Below are 15,465 nucleotides of genomic sequence, written 5' to 3' on the forward strand. Positions count from 1 at the left end.
GTTACGCCGCGTTCGCCGCGCGCGTGAGGTTGAGGAACACGTCTTCGAGATCGGCCTCGCGCGTGCTGACATCGACGATGCCGAACCCGTCGGACTGGATCGCGGCGAGCACCTGCCCCGCGTTCACCCGATCCTTGCGATAGGTCACTTCGAGCACGCGGTCGCCCTTGAGCGTGATCTTCTCGAAGCTGTCATGGACCGGCGCGGTGCCGACATCGCGATCGACCGTCACCGCGACGATCTTCTCCTGCGCCATGCCGACCAGTTCGCGGGTCGGCTGGTTGGCGATCAGCCGACCGTGGTTGATGATGGCGATGCGGTCGCAGAGTTGCTCGGCCTCTTCGAGATAGTGCGTGGTCAGCACCACCGTCACACCCTGATCGTTGAGGGTCTTCACATAGGCCCAGAGCTGCTGGCGAAGCTCGATATCGACCCCGGCGGTCGGCTCGTCGAGCACCAGCACCGGCGGCGAATGCACCATCGCCTTCGCCACCATCAGCCGCCGCTTCATGCCGCCGGACAGCGTGCGGGCATAAGCGTTGGCCTTGTCCTCGAGATGCACCGCGCGCAGCAATTCCATCGAGCGGCGCTGGCTTTTGGGCACGCCGTACAGGCCGGCCGCGATCTCCAGCGTCTCGAACGGTGAGAAGAACGGATCGAACAGGATTTCCTGATTAACGATGCCGATCGACACCTTGGCGTTGCGCGGATGCTGATCGATGTCGAAGCCCCAGATCGTCGCCGATCCGCTGGTCTTGTTGACGAGCCCCGCCAGGATGTTGATGAGCGTCGACTTGCCGGCGCCGTTCGGCCCGAGCAGCCCGAAGATTTGCCCGCGCGGCACGTCGAAGCTCACGCCGTCGAGCGCGCGCTTGCCGCCCTGATAGGTTTTGCACAGATCGGTGATCGCGATGGCGGCTTCGGTCATGCGCGGACCTTTAGGCGCGGGGCGCGGGCGCGCCAACCCCGCAGAGAGCAATTGAAGCCGCGCGCCCACGCTGCTATCGCTCGCCGCCATGATCGCACCGCCCGAAATCGCCCGTGTCCATCAGCCCCGCGTCGCCTGTGACGGCGCCAGCGAGATTCCCGGCGGCGCCGCGCTCGGCCATCCGCGCGTGTTCCTCGAAATCGACGAAGCCGGCTATGTCGATTGCGGCTATTGCGACCGCCGCTTCGTCCTGATCGGCGGTCCCGCCGACGGCGTGGACCAGTCGACGCTGCCCGATCATCCGGCTGGCGCCAGTATCTGAGCACGCGTCCGCGCCGATCGCGGCTTGGCTGGATAAGCCTTCTTGTCACGTCTGTCTGGCGGCGACCGTCGCAGCGTTGGGTGGGTTCGCGGTGGAATATGCGCGAGAAGGCGCAGGCAGTGCGGATCGCCGCTGCGATCTGGCTGCAAATTTCTTGCAGGATGAGACGCCCACTCCCTATATGACTCATACGATCCGACAGCGCCTCGTTCGTGATGCGGCGGTCCGCTTCGAACGCTGCATGAAGGAGTAGGGCATGGTAACGGCATTCTTGATTCTTCTCGGCGTCGGCATCTTCATGACAGCGACAGGCGTACAGCTACAACGTGCCGAAATCGCCAGGCTGCGCGCCGAAGTGCGCTTTCGGCGCGGTGTCGATCACGACCCGCAACTTTAGCATCTTACGGCGGGCGCGCTGCCTGCCTATGTTGGTGCGATGACCAGCCCAACCGATCCGCGCGCCTTTCTCTATCATGACGGCCAGCTCTCGCCCGATGAGGCGCAGGTGCTCACCGCCGCCGCGCTGTCGCGCGCCGAGGATGGCGAACTCTATCTGCAATATCGCAAGTCCGAGGCGTTCGGCTTCGATGACGGGCGGCTGAAGACCGCGAGCTACGACACGCATTCGGGCTTCGGCCTGCGCGCCGTCTCCGGCGAGACCACCGCGTTCGCGCACGCCAACGAGCTTAGCGCCGACGCGATCCGCCGCGCGACCGAGACGATGGCGCTGATCGATCCCGCCACCGGCCCCAAGGCCGCGCCGCCGCGCGCCACCAACCGGCACCTCTATACCGCTGCCGATCCGCTCGATCTGGTGCCGTTCGCCGACAAGGTGAATTTGTGTCAGACGATCGACGCGGCCGCGCGCGCGCGCGATCCCCGTGTGGCGCAGGTGTCGGTCTCGCTGATGGGAAGCTGGCAGGTCGTCGAGATCGTCCGCCCCGACGGCTTCATCGCCACCGACGTGCGCCCGCTGGTGCGCCTGAACGTCTCGATCGTCGTCGAGCAGAACGGCCGCCGCGAGACCGGCACGCATGGCCTCGGCGGACGCTATCTCTACGCCGACCTGTTCGAACCCGAGACGTGGAACCGCGCGATCGACATGGCGCTGGCGCAGGCGGTGGTGAACCTCGATACGGTCGCCGCGCCCGCCGGCGAAATGACCGTGCTGCTCGGGCCGGGCTGGCCCGGCATCCTGCTCCACGAGGCGATCGGCCACGGGCTTGAGGGCGATTTCAACCGTAAGGGCACGTCGGCCTTTTCGGGCCGGATCGGCGAGCGTGTCGCCGCGCCCGGCGTGACGGTGGTCGACGACGGTTCGATCATGGACCGGCGCGGCTCGCTCTCGATCGACGACGAGGGTACGCCGACTCAGGAGAACGTGCTGATCGAGGACGGCATCCTCAAGGGCTATATTCAGGACCGGCTCAACGCGCGGCTGATGGGCGTCGCGCCGACCGGCAACGGTCGCCGCGAATCGTTCGCGCACGCGCCGATGCCGCGCATGACCAACACCTTCATGCGCGGCGGCAACGACGATCCCGCCGAGCTTCTCTCGCGCGTCAAGACGGGCATCTTTGCCAAGTCGTTCGGCGGTGGGCAGGTCGATATCGTTTCGGGCAAGTTCGTCTTCTCCTGCACCGAGGCGTACCGGATCGAGAACGGCAAGCTCGGCGCGCCGATCAAAGGCGCGACGCTGATCGGTGATGGCCCGACCTGTCTCACCAAGGTGAAAGGGATCGGCAACGACTTCGCGCTCGACGAGGGCGTCGGCATGTGCGGCAAGGGCGGGCAGTCGGTGCCGGCGGGCGTCGGCCAGCCAACGTTGCTGGTCGAGGGGCTGACGGTCGGAGGGACGGCGGTCTAGCTTCTCGCAGCGGATTAGCGGAAGCTAATCCGCGTCTCGGCGAGAAGCTCGGCCGGCCTCGCTCCAGCGAGGACCGACGGCGTGGCTTCGCCACGCCGCTACCAACCTCAGATTCCCGAAATCAACACGTCGAGCGCGGCCTTGATCTCATATTCGTACTCGATCAGCGATGAGACCTTGCGCCCGAGCGAGCGTGTCGGGATCGCGCCTGCCAGATGGGTTGCAAGCACCATTGTCCGGCCCTGGACGGCGAAGTGCGGATGAAGGCGCGTTGCCGCAGGCGGACGTTCGCTTGCTGGTTCCAACGGGATGGTGATGCGCGACTCCAGGTGCGAAAGCAGGTCGGCTTGGCAATCGACCAGATAGCGTCCGGTTTTCACTTCGTGAACGTCGAACTGCGCCATCAAAACAGGCGCAGGTCTGCGTAAGGAAGCCCGTTTTCCTCAAGCCACACATTCCAGCCTTCGATCGCCGCGCGATTCTCTTCCTTCCAGCGGCGCTCGCGTTCCGTCTTTACTGCGGCGGCGATCGCCTCCTCGCTGGTGCGCGACAGGCTGATGCCATAGCTTCGGGCTTCCGCCACCACCGCTTCGTCGAGCGACAGATTGACCGGGCGGCGTTTCACCGGCGATAGCGCTTTGGTAGCCATGCGCATAAGGTATGCGTGGTGACCAGGCGGGTCAATTGGAGATACCGATGAGCGACTGGCCCTCCCTCGACTGGCCCGCGTGGCGGGAGACCGCGATCGCGCTTCAGCTTCGCACGCAGATCATCGGCAAGGTGCGGCTCGCGCTGACGCCGTGGCTCAACCATAGCTGGCATGTCCCGCTGTATGTTTCCGCGCGCGGGCTCACCACCTCGGCGATCCCGGTGGGCGACCGCATCCTCGAAGTGGATTTCGATTTCCGCCACGACCGGCTGATCTTCATGACCAGCGACGGGCGCAGCCGGGGTATCGGTCTCCAGGCCGGCAGCATCGCCGATTTCCATAAGGCGGTGGTCGCCTGCCTCACCGACCTCGACGTGCCGAGCGCGTTCGATGGCACGCCCAGCGAGATGCCCGATGCGATTCCCTTCGCCGAGGACCATGCGCAACGCCCCTATGATGCGGAGGCGGCGCGCGCGTTCTGGCAGGCGCTGATCCGCATATCGCGCGCGTTCGGCGAATTCCGTACCGGCTTTCTCGGCAAGGCCAGCCCAGTGCATTTCTTCTGGGGCAGCTTCGATCTCGCCGCGACGCGCTTTTCTGGGCGGACCGCGCCGCGCCACCCCGGCGGCGTGCCGGGCTTGCCCGACGATGTGACGTGCGAAGCGTACAGCCATGAGGAAGCGAGCATCGGATTCTGGCCCGGTAGCGACGCCTATCCGACGGCAGCGTTCTACGCTTATGCCTATCCGTCGCCCGCCGGCTATGCCGCCGCCAAGGTCGCGCCCGATGCGGCGGCGTGGGACACCACGCTCGGCGAGTTCATCCTGCCGTATGATGCGGTGCGCGCGGCGCCCGATCCGCAGGCGGCGATCCTCGCCTTCTGCCACGCCACCTATGATGCGGCGGCGGATCTCGCAAAGTGGGATCGCGATGCGCTCGAATGCCCGCTCGGCCGGCCGCGCGTGCCGCGTGTGGTCGCCTGATGGCCATTGTCGAAGTCGGCCGCTTCAATCGCAACGAAGCGCATATTGTGATCGGGCGGCTCGAAGCGGAGGGCATTCCCGCGCTTGCGCTCGATGGCAACGCCAGCATCGCCGATGGCAGCTATCTGTTCATCCCGGTGCGCGTGATGGTCGATGAGGATGATGCCGAGACCGCACGCCGCATTGTTGCGGATGCTGCCTGAAATTCAGGCACTTTCTCGCCACTGCACAAAATTTACCCGCAAGTAACGGTTTGGTTCCCACCGAACGTCGCACAAATGCGTCGTTTCGACTTGGCACGGCGATTGCTGAACACCTCTCGGGACAAAAGCTAAGAGGGGGCGTCGAGTGAAGCTCGTTATTGCCATCATCAAACCGTTCAAGCTCGACGAGGTGCGCGAAGCGCTCACCGAAATCGGGGTTGCGGGCATGACCGTCACCGAGGTGAAGGGGTTCGGCCGTCAGAAGGGCCAGACCGAAATCTACCGCGGCGCCGAATACAGCACCAACATGGTGCCGAAGATCAAGATCGAGATCGTCTGCGCCGAAGACCTCGCCGCCAAGGTGGTCGAATCGATCCAGGCTTCGGCCAACACCGGCGCGATCGGCGACGGTAAGATCTTCGTTCTCGATGTCGGCCAGGCGGTGCGAATCCGCACCGGCGAAACCGACGAGACCGCACTGTGAACGGCACAACAGACCCGGGGCTCATGAAGGGGGCAATGATGAACAAGACGTTGAAATATGTCGGCATTGCCGGCCTGGGGGCGGCGCTGTTCGCATCCCTGCCGGCCTGGGCGCAGGAGGCGGCAGCCGCCGCCGCGTCGCCGATCCCGAAAGCCACGATCGACAAGGGCGACACCGCCTGGATGCTGGTTTCGACGCTGCTCGTGCTGATGATGGCCGTTCCCGGCCTCGCCTTGTTCTACGGCGGCCTCGTCCGCACCAAGAACATGCTGAGCGTGCTGACGCAGACGCTGATGATCGTCTGCATGGTTGCTGTGATCTGGGTGACCTACGGCTATTCGGAGGCCTTCACGCAGGGCAACGCCTTCGTCGGCGGCTTCTCCAAGGCGTTCCTGCGCGGCATCGATGCGAACTCGATGGCGGCGACCTTCTCGAACGGCGTCTACATCCCTGAATATGCCTTCGTCTGCTTCCAGATGACCTTCGCCTGCATCACGCCGGCGCTGTTCATCGGCAGCGTGGCGGAGCGGGTGAAATTCTCGCCGCTGATGCTGTTCACCGCGCTCTGGGTGACGCTGATCTATTTCCCGATGGCCCACATGGTCTGGTATTGGGACGGCCCGGACGGCGTCGCCGCTGGCGCGCTCGCGGGTGCCAAGGCGCTTGACGAAGTCAACAGCCATGCCGGCTATCTGTTCGGCGTCGGCGCGCTCGATTTCGCAGGCGGCACGGTCGTTCACATCAACGCCGGTATCGCTGGTCTGGTGATGTGCATCCTGCTCGGCAAGCGCGTTGGCTATCCCAAGGAGCCGATGCCGCCGCACTCGCTGACCATGACCATGATCGGCGCCAGCCTGCTGTGGGTCGGCTGGTTCGGCTTCAACGCCGGCTCCAACCTCGAATCGAACGGTGTCACCGCCGTCGCCTTCATCAACACCTTCGTCGCCACCGCCGCCGCCGGCCTTTCCTGGCTGCTCACCGAACAGATCGTGCGCGGCAAGCCGTCGCTGCTCGGTGCCGCCTCGGGTGTCGTCGCCGGCCTCGTCGCCGTCACCCCGGCGGCCGGTTTCGCCGGCCCGATGGGTTCGGTCGTGCTCGGCCTGCTCGTCTCGCCGATCTGCTTCTTCTTCGTCAGCGTGGTGAAGTCGAAGTTCGGCTATGACGACTCGCTCGACGTGTTCGGTGTCCACTGCATCGGCGGCATCACCGGCGCGATCCTGACCGGCGTGCTCGACGCGCCGTATCTGGGCGGCCAGGGCATCGCCGACTATTCGACCAAGCCGGGTACGCTCGTCGCGGGCACCTACGACATGGCGGCCCAGGTCGGCCACCAGCTCTGGGGCGTCGGCACCACGCTGCTGCTCTCGGGCATCGGCTCGGCGATCCTGTTCATCATCATCGACAAGACCTGGGGCATGCGTGTCACCCAGGAGACCGAACAAGAAGGCCTCGACATCGCCGAGCACGGCGAGCGCGCCTACCATTATTGACCAGATCGGGGCGGGCACTGCCCGCCCCCCAATGCGTTCCTCCTGCGGACGACCTCTGGCCGGTGCGGCAACGCACCGGCCCTTTTTTACGTCGCGCGCTGAGGCGCCGCAGGCCCGCCTTTTTTCTCTTCGCGCCTCCGCGCCTCCGCGCCTCCGCGTGAACGAGATTTTTGCACGCGGAGGCGCGGAGGCGCAGAGAGGGAGCGCGCCGACACACGTCAAGTTTTTGGAAGGCTACGCCGCTCAGAGTGTGCGGAACATCACCAGCGCATCGACATCGCCAAGCGACGGATGCGCGAACGCGCCCGGCAGCGTGCCCACGACCGCGAACCCGCACGCCTGCCACAGCGCCACGGCCCGCGTGTTGCTCGCCACCACGAAGTTGAACTGCATCGCGCGGAAGCCAGCGCCGCGCGCCTGATCGAGCGAGTGCAGGCACATCGCGCGCGCCACGCCGCGCCCGGTCGCGCCTTGCGCGGTCGTATAGCCGCAATTGGCGACATGCGCGCCGCCGCCGGCCTGATTGGCGCGCAACAGATAGGTGCCGAGGATCGCGCCGTCCGCTTCCGCCACGAACACGCGGTTGCCCGGCGCGAACCAATAGGCCAGCGCCGCATCTTCGCCCATCGTCCGGTCGAGCGCATACGTCTCGCCCGCGCGGATCACCGGTTCGAGGATCGCCCAGATCGCGACGCGGTCGGCCTCCGCCGCCGGCCGGATCACGAGTGCGGTCACGCGATCAGCAGACCCGCCAATGCCGCCGACATCAGATTGGCGAGGCTCCCCGCCGCTAGTGCGCGTAAGCCCAGCTTGGCGATCATCGGCCGCTGGTTGGGGGCGAGGCTGCCGGTCGAGGCCATCTGGATCGCGATCGAGCTGAAATTGGCGAAGCCGCACAAAGCAAACGTCACGATCGCGACCGTGCGCGGGCTGAGGCCCTTCATCTGCCCCATGTCGGCGAAGGCGACGAATTCGTTGAGCACGACCTTGGTGCCGAGCAACCCGCCCGCCGCCGCCGTCTCGTTCCACGGCACGCCGAGCAGATACATCACCGGCGCCAGCACGGTGCCGAGCAGCGACTGGAAGCTGAGGCCCTTCAGCCCGAACCAGCTTCCCACCTCCGCCAGCAACCCGTTGGCGAGCGCCACCAGCGCGACGAACGCCAGCACCATCGCGCCGACCGCGACCGCGATCCGCACGCCGGTCTGCGCGCCCATCGCCGCGGCCATGATGATGTTGGCGGCGCGCTCTTCCTCGGCGGCGACTTCGGCGACGCGCACGATCTGCTCCTCGCGGTCGTCGCCGAGCGGCAGTTCGCCGTCATCATACGGCGTGTCGGGCATGATGATCTTCGCCATCAGCAACCCGCCCGGCGCCGCCATGAAAGACGCGGCGAGCAGGAACGGGAGCGATCCCGGCCCAAGCAGCGTGGCATACGCGGCGAGGATCGTCCCCGCCACGCCCGCCATGCCGACCGACATCACCGCGAAAAGCTGCGACGGGGTGAGCGTGGCGAGATAGGGCCGGATCACCAGCGGCGCCTCGCTCTGTCCGACGAAGATGTTCGCCGCCGCGCACAAGGATTCGACCTTGGAGACGCCCGTCACCTTCTCGATCGCGCCGCCGAGCCAGCGCACTACGAACTGCATGATGCCGACATGGTACAGCACCGCGACCAGCGCGGCGAAGAAGATGATGACCGGCAGCGACGAAATCGCGAAGGCGTGGCCGAACTTGGGATCAGTGGCGAGATCGCCGAAGATCACCCGCGTGCCCTCGCCGGCATAGCCGAGCAAAGCGGAGACGGCGGCGGACATGCCGTAGATCGCGGCCTTGCCGGCGGGAACGTACAGCACCAGCACCGCGATCGCGATCTGAAGCGCGAACGCCGCGCCCACCACGCGCGGCCGGATCGCCCGGCGGTTGGTGGACAGCGCGAACGCGATCAGGAGGATGACGGCGATACCGGCCAGGCCGATCAGGAATTTGGTCATGCGTGTCTTCGCGCCCATCGTGCGGCGGCCGTCCCCCGGGCGCCGGCGTTTCTGCGCGCACCATACAGGGCGAAGGCGCGCGCGCCAGAGCCTAACCGTGGCGATGGCGGCGTGCGATCCGCTCAGCCGCGGTTCAGCCGCGAGCGCGCTTTGATCCGCGGCGGAATGCCGCTACGGTGCGACATATCGTTCTTTGATGGATGGAAATATCCGCCCGATGTCTCGCGTTCCCGGTTCCCGTGCCCTGCTGCAAGCCATTGCGATCACCGCCGTTCTCGCGATTGTCCCGATCGGCACCGGCGCGATGGCGGCGGTCGACACCAGCACCTATCGCGAGATTTCGGTGTTCATGGACGTGTTCAACCGCGTGAAGGCGGAATATGTCGACAAGGTCGATGACAAGACGCTGGTGAAGGGCGCGATCGACGGCATGCTCGCCGCGCTCGATCCGCACAGCAGCTTCGAGACCGGGCTCGATTACGACAATCTGCGCATCCAGACCACCGGCAGCTACGGCGGGCTCGGCCTCACCGTCACGATGGAGGACGGCGCGGTCAAGGTTATCGCGCCGCAGGAGGATACGCCTGGCTGGCGCGCTGGCGTCAAATCGGGCGACTATATCACCCACATCGACGGCAAGTTGATCTTCGGCGATACGCTCGACGAGGCGATCGCCAAGATGCGCGGCAAGCCCGGCACCAAGATCACGCTGACGCTGCAACGCCCCGGCACGTCCGATCCGATCATCGCGACGATGGTGCGCGAACAGATCGTGCAGAAGCCGGTCAAATGGTCGGTGAAGGGCAATATCGGCATCATCAACATCAACACCTTCTCCGAACATACCGGCGATGCGGTCCACGCCGCGATCCTCGGCATCGACAAGCAGCTCGGCCACCGGCCGACCGGCTATGTCGTCGATCTGCGCGACAATGGCGGCGGGCTTCGCGACGAAGCGGTCGCGGTCGCCGACAATTTCCTGTCGTCGGGCGTGATCGTGTCGCAGCGCGGGCGCGACCGCAGCGATGTCGAGACCTTCTATGCCGAGAGCTATTTCAAGGGCGATCCGTCACACGGGCTGCCGGTGATCGTGCTGACCAATGCGGGCACGGCTTCCGCGTCCGAGATCGTCGCCGGCGCGTTGCAGGATCATCACCGTGCGCTGGTGATGGGCGAGCGCTCGTTCGGCAAGGGATCGGTGCAGACGGTGATCGACATGGGCGACAATACCGCTTTGCGGCTCACCACCTCGCGCTATTACACGCCGTCGGATCGATCGGTGCAGGAAGGCGGGATCGAACCCGACGTGCAGGTGCCGCAGATTTCCGACGCCGATTACAAGAAACGCCCGATATTCCGCGAGGACGATTTGCGCCGCCACCTCATCAACGAAATCAAGAACGACGATTCGGTGCTCGAACAGGACAGCAAGCCCGATCCGCGCTTCGCCGCGACCCCGGCCGAGCTGAAGGCCAAGGGCATCGACGATTTCCAGCTCGATTATGCGATCCGCACGCTCGCCCGGCTCGGGTCGGCGCCGCAGGTCGCGGCGAGGCGCTGAGATGGGCACCGACCGCATCGCCCGCGCGCGCTGGATCGCGCTCATCGTCCCCGCCGCGCTGATCGCCGGGGCATATGGCTTTCAATATATCGGCCATCTCTACCCGTGCGAGATGTGCTGGTGGCAGCGCTATCCGCATTTCGCTGCGCTCCTGTTCGCGCTGGCCGCCTTCGTCGTGCCCGCGCGGGCTGGCCGGTTGCTGATCCTCTGCGCCGCGCTCGCGATCTTCGTCAGCGGGGCGATCGGCGTGTTCCATGCCGGCGTCGAATATCATTGGTGGCAGGGCTTCACCGAATGCACCTCGACGATGGCCGGGCATGGCGGCTCGGTCGATGACATGCTGGCGCGGATCATGAAGGCGCCGGTGGTGCGCTGCGACGTGCCACAATGGACCGCGTTCGGCATCTCGCTCGCGGGGTTCAACGCGCTCGTCTCGATCCCTGCCGCGCTGGTCATCGTCGCGCTGCTGCCGAAGGGCAGAAGATGAGCGGCTGGAAGCCCGGCGACGCCCGGCGCGACACGCGATCGATGGTGCGTGTCGATCAGGCCGGCGAATATGGCGCGACGCGGATTTACGCGGGGCAACTCGCGGTGATGGGGGATCGTACTCCCGCCGCGCGCGCGATCGCCGGTATGGCCAATCAGGAGCAGCGCCACCGCGCGTTTTTCGACACGATGATCGTTGCGCGCGGTGTACGCCCGACGGTGCTGCAACCGTTCTGGGATGTGGCGGGTTTCACGTTGGGCGCGGTGACGGCGGCGCTCGGCCCCGAAGCGGCGATGGCCTGCACCGCTGCGGTCGAGACCGAGATCGACAAACATTATGCCGATCAGCTCGAAGCGCTGGGCACGTCGGACCCGGAATTGTCGGCGGCGGTGCTGGAGTTCCAGGCCGAGGAGGTCGAGCACCGCGAAACCGCGCTCGCCTCGGGTGCCGAGAGCGCGCCGGCCTATCTGTTGCTGAGCGGGGCGATCCGGCTCGGGTGTCGCGTCGTCATCGCCGCGGCGAAACGCATTTGACGGGCGGTGCCCGTTACGGGAGTGACGCGATGAAGAAGATGGTTTCGATCGTGATGGCCGGGATGGCCGCGGCACTCGCCGCCGCGCCCGCGCAAGTGGCGGCGCAGGGCAAGCCGATTCCGTCGCTCGTGATCTACGGCGACCAGAAATGCCCGACCGACAATGACGGCGCCGAAGTCGTCGTCTGCGTCCGTCGCCCGGCGAGCGAGCAGTTCCGCATTCCCAAGGAATTGCGCGACTTCAAGGTGACGCCCGAGAACGAGAGCTGGGCGTCGAAAGTCGTCGCCAACGATCATGTCGGCGACACTGGGGTTGGCAGTTGCAGCAACGTCGGGCCAGGCGGCGCGACGGGCTGCTTCCTGCAGAATTCGCAGATCAACCGCGCCACCAACAAGGAGCGCGCGCGTGACCAGCGTGTGCTCGAGTCGACGATCGACCAATAACGTCACGCCGGGGGGCACGTATGACAAGCGTAACAGCCGGTGCGCGGCCGCACAGGCCGCTGGTGGCGGACGGTTATGAAAAGGCGCTGGCGGCGGGCGCGATCCTGCTGTCCGGCGTGGTGCTGGTCGCGCTCGTGCGTGGCCGGTCGCATTGGGGCGAGGTGCCGGCGATCGTCTGGGCGCATCTCGCCACCATCGCCGTCGCGCTGGGGCTGACGCCGGTGATGCTGCTGCGGCGGCGTGGCGACGCGCCGCATCGCGCGCTCGGCAAGCTCTGGGTGGCGGCGATGTTCCTCACCGCCGTGATTACCTTCTGGGTGCGCCAGTCGAACCCCGGCCATTTCAGCGTCATCCACATCATATCGCTATATGTGGTGGTCGCCGCGCCGATGGTGTGGTGGACGGCGGCGACGCACCGCATCGAATCGCACCGTCGCTATGTGCGCGGCATGGTGACGGGGGCGCTGCTGATCGCCGGTTTCTTCACCTTGCCGTTCGGCCGCATGCTCGGCACCTGGTTGTTCGGCTGAGCGCGTGATGCAAACGAAGCCGATGGTGCGCGGGCCGCACGGCGTCGCGCTGGTGCTGTTCGCGCTGGTGTGGTTTTCCTGCGCGTGGTTCGGCTCGTGGCCGCTCAACCCCAACAATGCGACCCGGCTGTTCGCCGCCTTCTCGATCGCCGAGCGTGGCGAGGCGACGATCGATCGCTATCAGTCGCTGACGATCGACAAGGCGCAGTTCGGCGACCATTATTACATGGATAAGGCGCCGGGCATGACGCTGATGGCGGTGCCATTCGTCTGGGGCGTGGGCAAGATCACCGGCGGCGAGACGCAGGAACTGGTGATCGATGTGACCAACCCCCGACTGATGCGCTTCATGGCGCTCCGGTTGTGCGTGGCGGTGGCGCTGGGCGCGGCGCTGCTCACCGCCTTCGCGGCAGTGCTGTTGCTCGATCTCGCCACCGGCATCACCGGCAGCCCGGCGGCTGGGCTGTATGCTGCGCTTGGCTATGCCTTGGGGTCGATCGTGTGGGGTTGGTCGACGACGATGCTCGGCCACGCGCCGGTCGCGGCGCTGCTGTTGATCGCGACCTGGGCGATCTGGCGCGGCACGAGCGGGGACGGGGAGCTGACGCGCTGGCGCTACCCGCTGATGGCGGGGCTGGCGCTCGGCTGGGCGGTGGTGATCGAATTTCAGGCAGCGCTCGGTGGTGTCGCGATCGCCGGCTGGGCGTTGTGGCGGACGCGGGACGTCGCTTGGCCGGTGCGCGGCCGCGTGCTGGCGATGGCGGTCGGCGCGGGGATCGTCGCGGTACTGCCGTTGTTCGCCTACAATCTGTTCGCGTTCGGCACGCTGTTCCGGCTCGGCTATCAGGGCGTGGTCGGGTTCAACGGCATGCAGCAGGGGCTGTTCGGGCTGACCTATCCCAAGCCGGGCGCGCTGTTCGGCATCCTGTTCGGGGTGCGGCGCGGGTTGCTGTGGGTGTCGCCGGTTATCGTGCTGGGCGCGCTGGGGCTGGTCTCCATGATCCGCGCGCGCGAAACGCGTGACCTCGGCGTGCTGGCGGCGGCGGTGGTCGCGATCGTGCTGATGGTCAACGCGTCCTATGTCTATTGGGACGGCGGCGCGTCGATCGGCCCGCGCCATTCGGTGCCGGCGATCCCTTTCCTTGCGATCGGACTGGCGGCCTTGTGGGCGGGCTCGCGCCGGGCGTGGCAGCGCGCGGCGCTGGTCGCGGTGCTTGGGCTATCGGTGGCGATCAACCTGATGATCGCTTCGACCGACGTCTTCGGCTCGGAAGCCTATGCCAATCCCCTCTGGGATCGCACGATCCTGGCGATGTTCCTGCCCGGCAATATCAACACCATCCCGGGCGATTTCTTCGGCTGGAGCGCGTGGCGCGGCTTCTTCCTGTACCTCGACATCGCGGTGCCGTTGCTGGTGTTGCTGGTTCTGTGGACGCGCGGGGCGGAACGGCGGGCGCGATAACAACCAACCGTTCGTGGCGAGCGAAGGGAGACGCTTAGCGCCGCTTCATCCCCCGCACGCGGTGCCACACGAAGAACGCGACCGCCGCTAACAACACACCCGCGATCACCACGTCGGCGCTGTGGAACGCCGCCTTCACGCGCGGGTCGCTGTCCCATTTCTCGCCGAGCGTCGCGCCGAGCCACGCCAGCGCGAAACACCACGGCCACGATCCGATGAAGGTGTAGAGGTGAAATGGCACCAGCGGCATCCGCGCGACGCCGGCCGGAAAGGCGATGAATGAGCGGATCAGCGGCAGCAGTCGCGCGATCAGCACCGCCGGTCCGCCGAAGCGCGCGAAGAAGCGGTCGGCGGTGTCGAGTTCGCCCGGCCCGACCAGCACATACCGCCCCCAGCGCTCCGCGAGCGGGCGCCCGCCGCGCTTGCCGATCTCATAAGCGACGATCGAGCCGAGATTGCAGCCGATCGCGCCGGCGGTGGCGACGAGCAGCAGGTTCAACTCGCCCTTCCAGACCAGATAGCCGGCGAACGGCATGATGATTTCGGAGGGGAGCGGGATGCACGCCGATTCGATCGCCATCAGCAGCGCAATGCCGAGATAGCCGCCGCTGGAAATGATGGCGATGATGATGGTGGCGAGGAAGCCGAGTATCTTTTCGATCATGTCGCTCGCTCTGCCCCGAACATGGCGCATCTCGCCAGTGTAAAAATGGTGCTGGCCGTAGGCGCGGATGGAAATTCGCCGCCACGCACCTTAGCTCTGTCATAAGAGAGTGCGAAAAGGCCGGGATGACAACGGACGAAGATAAACGCGGAGCGGCCAACGCTGCGGTCGATGAGATCGCCGACGGCATGCTCGTGGGCCTCGGCACCGGATCGACCGCCGCCTTCGCGATTGACCGGCTCGGCGAGCGCGTGCGGGCGGGCTTGCGGGTGCGCGCGGTCGCCACCTCGCTACGCAGCGCCGAGCAGGCGCGCGCCCTCGGGATCGAAATGCTCAACTTCGCCGATGTCGCCGCGACCGATCTCGCCATCGACGGCACCGATGAGATCGACGCTCGGCTCTACGCGATCAAGGGCGCGGGCGGGGCGATGCTGCGCGAGAAGATCGTCGCCGAATCCGCCGCGCGCATGATCGTCATCGCCGACGGATCGAAGCGCGTCGCCGCGATCGGCGCGGCCAAGCTGCCGGTCGAGGTGCTGCCGTTCGCGCGCAGCTTCGTGGCGGGTCGGCTGACCGATCTCGGCGCGACCGTGGCGCTGCGCGGGGGAGACGCCACGCCGTTCCGCACCGATCAGGACAATCTCGTGCTCGACTGCCATTTCGCCGCGCTGGACGATCCGCTCGCGCTCGACGCGGCCTTGGCGGCGATCCCCGGCGTGCTCGCTCACGGCCTCTTCCTTCGTGAAATTGATAGCGCTATCATCTGCAAACAAGGGCAGGTGACACGTATCGACCGGCCCGTGTAGGGAAGATCATAACGCAGGCAGTCGTTCGAGCGCAAAATTCGGACGGCCGCCACGCAACC

The 15,465-nt window shown here is 66.3% G+C and carries 20 protein-coding genes; 14 read left to right on the forward strand and 6 right to left on the reverse strand.

Translation table 11 applies throughout. From position 1 onward, the window contains the following. Position 1: 1 nt before the first annotated feature. Positions 2–928 carry an ABC transporter ATP-binding protein gene (locus EWE75_RS04730; protein WP_130155541.1) on the reverse strand — a complete coding sequence of 309 codons (927 nt, stop codon included), beginning with the start codon at positions 926–928 and terminating at the stop codon, positions 2–4. A gap of 88 nt (positions 929–1,016) precedes the next feature. On the opposite strand from EWE75_RS04730, the gene EWE75_RS04735 reads away from it, so the two are divergent. The 3 genes from EWE75_RS04735 (at position 1,017) to tldD (ending at position 3,117) form a co-directional block, all read left to right on the forward strand. After that, complete coding sequence (locus EWE75_RS04735; protein ID WP_130155542.1) at positions 1,017–1,250, forward strand: zinc-finger domain-containing protein; 234 nt, start codon at positions 1,017–1,019, stop codon at positions 1,248–1,250. Between the two features lie 256 nt (positions 1,251–1,506). Next, positions 1,507–1,647: a hypothetical protein gene (locus EWE75_RS24910; protein ID WP_165388267.1), complete on the forward strand. Its 141-nt coding sequence runs from the start codon at positions 1,507–1,509 to the stop codon at positions 1,645–1,647. A 39-nt stretch (positions 1,648–1,686) separates the two neighbouring features. After that, complete coding sequence (gene tldD / locus EWE75_RS04740) at positions 1,687–3,117, forward strand: metalloprotease TldD (protein WP_130155543.1); 1,431 nt, start codon at positions 1,687–1,689, stop codon at positions 3,115–3,117. 107 nt (positions 3,118–3,224) lie between these two features. On the opposite strand, the gene EWE75_RS04745 is transcribed toward tldD, so the two are convergent. Together EWE75_RS04745 and EWE75_RS04750 are read right to left on the reverse strand one after the other, a co-directional pair. Then, positions 3,225–3,521 (reverse strand): CcdB family protein, encoded by a 297-nt coding sequence (locus EWE75_RS04745; protein WP_130155544.1) that lies wholly within the window; start codon positions 3,519–3,521, stop codon positions 3,225–3,227. Further along, positions 3,521–3,742 carry a type II toxin-antitoxin system CcdA family antitoxin gene (locus EWE75_RS04750; RefSeq protein WP_231708214.1) on the reverse strand — a complete coding sequence of 74 codons (222 nt, stop codon included), beginning with the start codon at positions 3,740–3,742 and terminating at the stop codon, positions 3,521–3,523. Before EWE75_RS04750 ends, EWE75_RS04745 begins: the two co-directional genes overlap by 1 nt. A 71-nt stretch (positions 3,743–3,813) precedes the next feature. On the opposite strand from EWE75_RS04750, the gene EWE75_RS04755 reads away from it, so the two are divergent. From EWE75_RS04755 to EWE75_RS04770, 4 genes are all read left to right on the forward strand, one after another. After that, positions 3,814–4,749 (forward strand): DUF5996 family protein, encoded by a 936-nt coding sequence (locus EWE75_RS04755; RefSeq protein WP_130155546.1) that lies wholly within the window; start codon positions 3,814–3,816, stop codon positions 4,747–4,749. Continuing rightward, positions 4,749–4,952 carry a putative signal transducing protein gene (locus EWE75_RS04760; RefSeq protein WP_130155547.1) on the forward strand — a complete coding sequence of 68 codons (204 nt, stop codon included), beginning with the start codon at positions 4,749–4,751 and terminating at the stop codon, positions 4,950–4,952. Before EWE75_RS04755 ends, EWE75_RS04760 begins: the two co-directional genes overlap by 1 nt. 145 nt (positions 4,953–5,097) lie before the next feature. Further along, complete coding sequence (locus EWE75_RS04765) at positions 5,098–5,436, forward strand: P-II family nitrogen regulator (RefSeq protein WP_069203609.1); 339 nt, start codon at positions 5,098–5,100, stop codon at positions 5,434–5,436. 38 nt (positions 5,437–5,474) lie between these two features. Next, positions 5,475–6,926, forward strand: coding sequence for an ammonium transporter (locus EWE75_RS04770; RefSeq protein ID WP_206364681.1), 1,452 nt, complete (start codon positions 5,475–5,477; stop codon positions 6,924–6,926). A 243-nt stretch (positions 6,927–7,169) separates the two neighbouring features. Here the strand turns inward: EWE75_RS04770 and EWE75_RS04775 are convergent, their stop codons facing one another. Further along, the gene (locus EWE75_RS04775; protein WP_130155549.1) at positions 7,170–7,661 is read right to left on the reverse strand and encodes a GNAT family N-acetyltransferase; all 492 of its coding nucleotides are present in this window, start codon (positions 7,659–7,661) and stop codon (positions 7,170–7,172) included. Beyond that, the gene (locus EWE75_RS04780) at positions 7,658–8,920 is read right to left on the reverse strand and encodes a NupC/NupG family nucleoside CNT transporter (RefSeq protein WP_130155550.1); all 1,263 of its coding nucleotides are present in this window, start codon (positions 8,918–8,920) and stop codon (positions 7,658–7,660) included. Before EWE75_RS04780 ends, EWE75_RS04775 begins: the two co-directional genes overlap by 4 nt. Positions 8,921–9,137: 217 nt before the next feature. Between EWE75_RS04780 and EWE75_RS04785 the strand changes: the two genes are divergently transcribed. Genes EWE75_RS04785 through EWE75_RS04810 form a run of 6 tightly spaced genes read left to right on the forward strand, consistent with a single transcriptional unit; the run spans position 9,138 to position 13,936 of the window. After that, on the forward strand, positions 9,138–10,481 hold the full coding sequence (locus tag EWE75_RS04785; RefSeq protein ID WP_130155551.1) for a S41 family peptidase: 1,344 nt from the start codon (positions 9,138–9,140) through the stop codon (positions 10,479–10,481). A 1-nt stretch (position 10,482) separates the two neighbouring features. Further along, positions 10,483–10,968 carry a disulfide bond formation protein B gene (locus EWE75_RS04790; RefSeq protein ID WP_130155552.1) on the forward strand — a complete coding sequence of 162 codons (486 nt, stop codon included), beginning with the start codon at positions 10,483–10,485 and terminating at the stop codon, positions 10,966–10,968. Continuing rightward, positions 10,965–11,501, forward strand: a complete 537-nt coding sequence (locus tag EWE75_RS04795; protein WP_130155553.1) for a demethoxyubiquinone hydroxylase family protein — start codon at positions 10,965–10,967, stop codon at positions 11,499–11,501. Before EWE75_RS04790 ends, EWE75_RS04795 begins: the two co-directional genes overlap by 4 nt. A 29-nt stretch (positions 11,502–11,530) precedes the next feature. Further along, positions 11,531–11,944 (forward strand): hypothetical protein, encoded by a 414-nt coding sequence (locus EWE75_RS04800; RefSeq protein ID WP_130155554.1) that lies wholly within the window; start codon positions 11,531–11,533, stop codon positions 11,942–11,944. Positions 11,945–11,964: 20 nt separating this feature from the next. Further along, positions 11,965–12,474 (forward strand): DUF2306 domain-containing protein, encoded by a 510-nt coding sequence (locus EWE75_RS04805; RefSeq protein ID WP_130155555.1) that lies wholly within the window; start codon positions 11,965–11,967, stop codon positions 12,472–12,474. 7 nt (positions 12,475–12,481) lie between these two features. Continuing rightward, a complete protein-coding gene (locus EWE75_RS04810) occupies positions 12,482–13,936 on the forward strand; it encodes a hypothetical protein (RefSeq protein ID WP_206364682.1) in 1,455 nt (484 codons plus the stop codon). A 34-nt stretch (positions 13,937–13,970) separates the two neighbouring features. On the opposite strand, the gene EWE75_RS04815 is transcribed toward EWE75_RS04810, so the two are convergent. Next, entirely contained in the window at positions 13,971–14,600 is a 630-nt protein-coding gene (locus EWE75_RS04815) for a DedA family protein (RefSeq protein WP_130155556.1), read from the reverse strand. A 125-nt stretch (positions 14,601–14,725) separates the two neighbouring features. Between EWE75_RS04815 and rpiA the strand changes: the two genes are divergently transcribed. Continuing rightward, complete coding sequence (gene rpiA / locus EWE75_RS04820) at positions 14,726–15,406, forward strand: ribose-5-phosphate isomerase RpiA (RefSeq protein WP_130155557.1); 681 nt, start codon at positions 14,726–14,728, stop codon at positions 15,404–15,406. Positions 15,407–15,465 lie beyond the last annotated feature (59 nt).

Origin of the sequence: Sphingomonas populi (assembly GCF_004208535.1) — a bacterium.
Lineage (GTDB): Bacteria > Pseudomonadota > Alphaproteobacteria > Sphingomonadales > Sphingomonadaceae > Sphingomonas > Sphingomonas populi.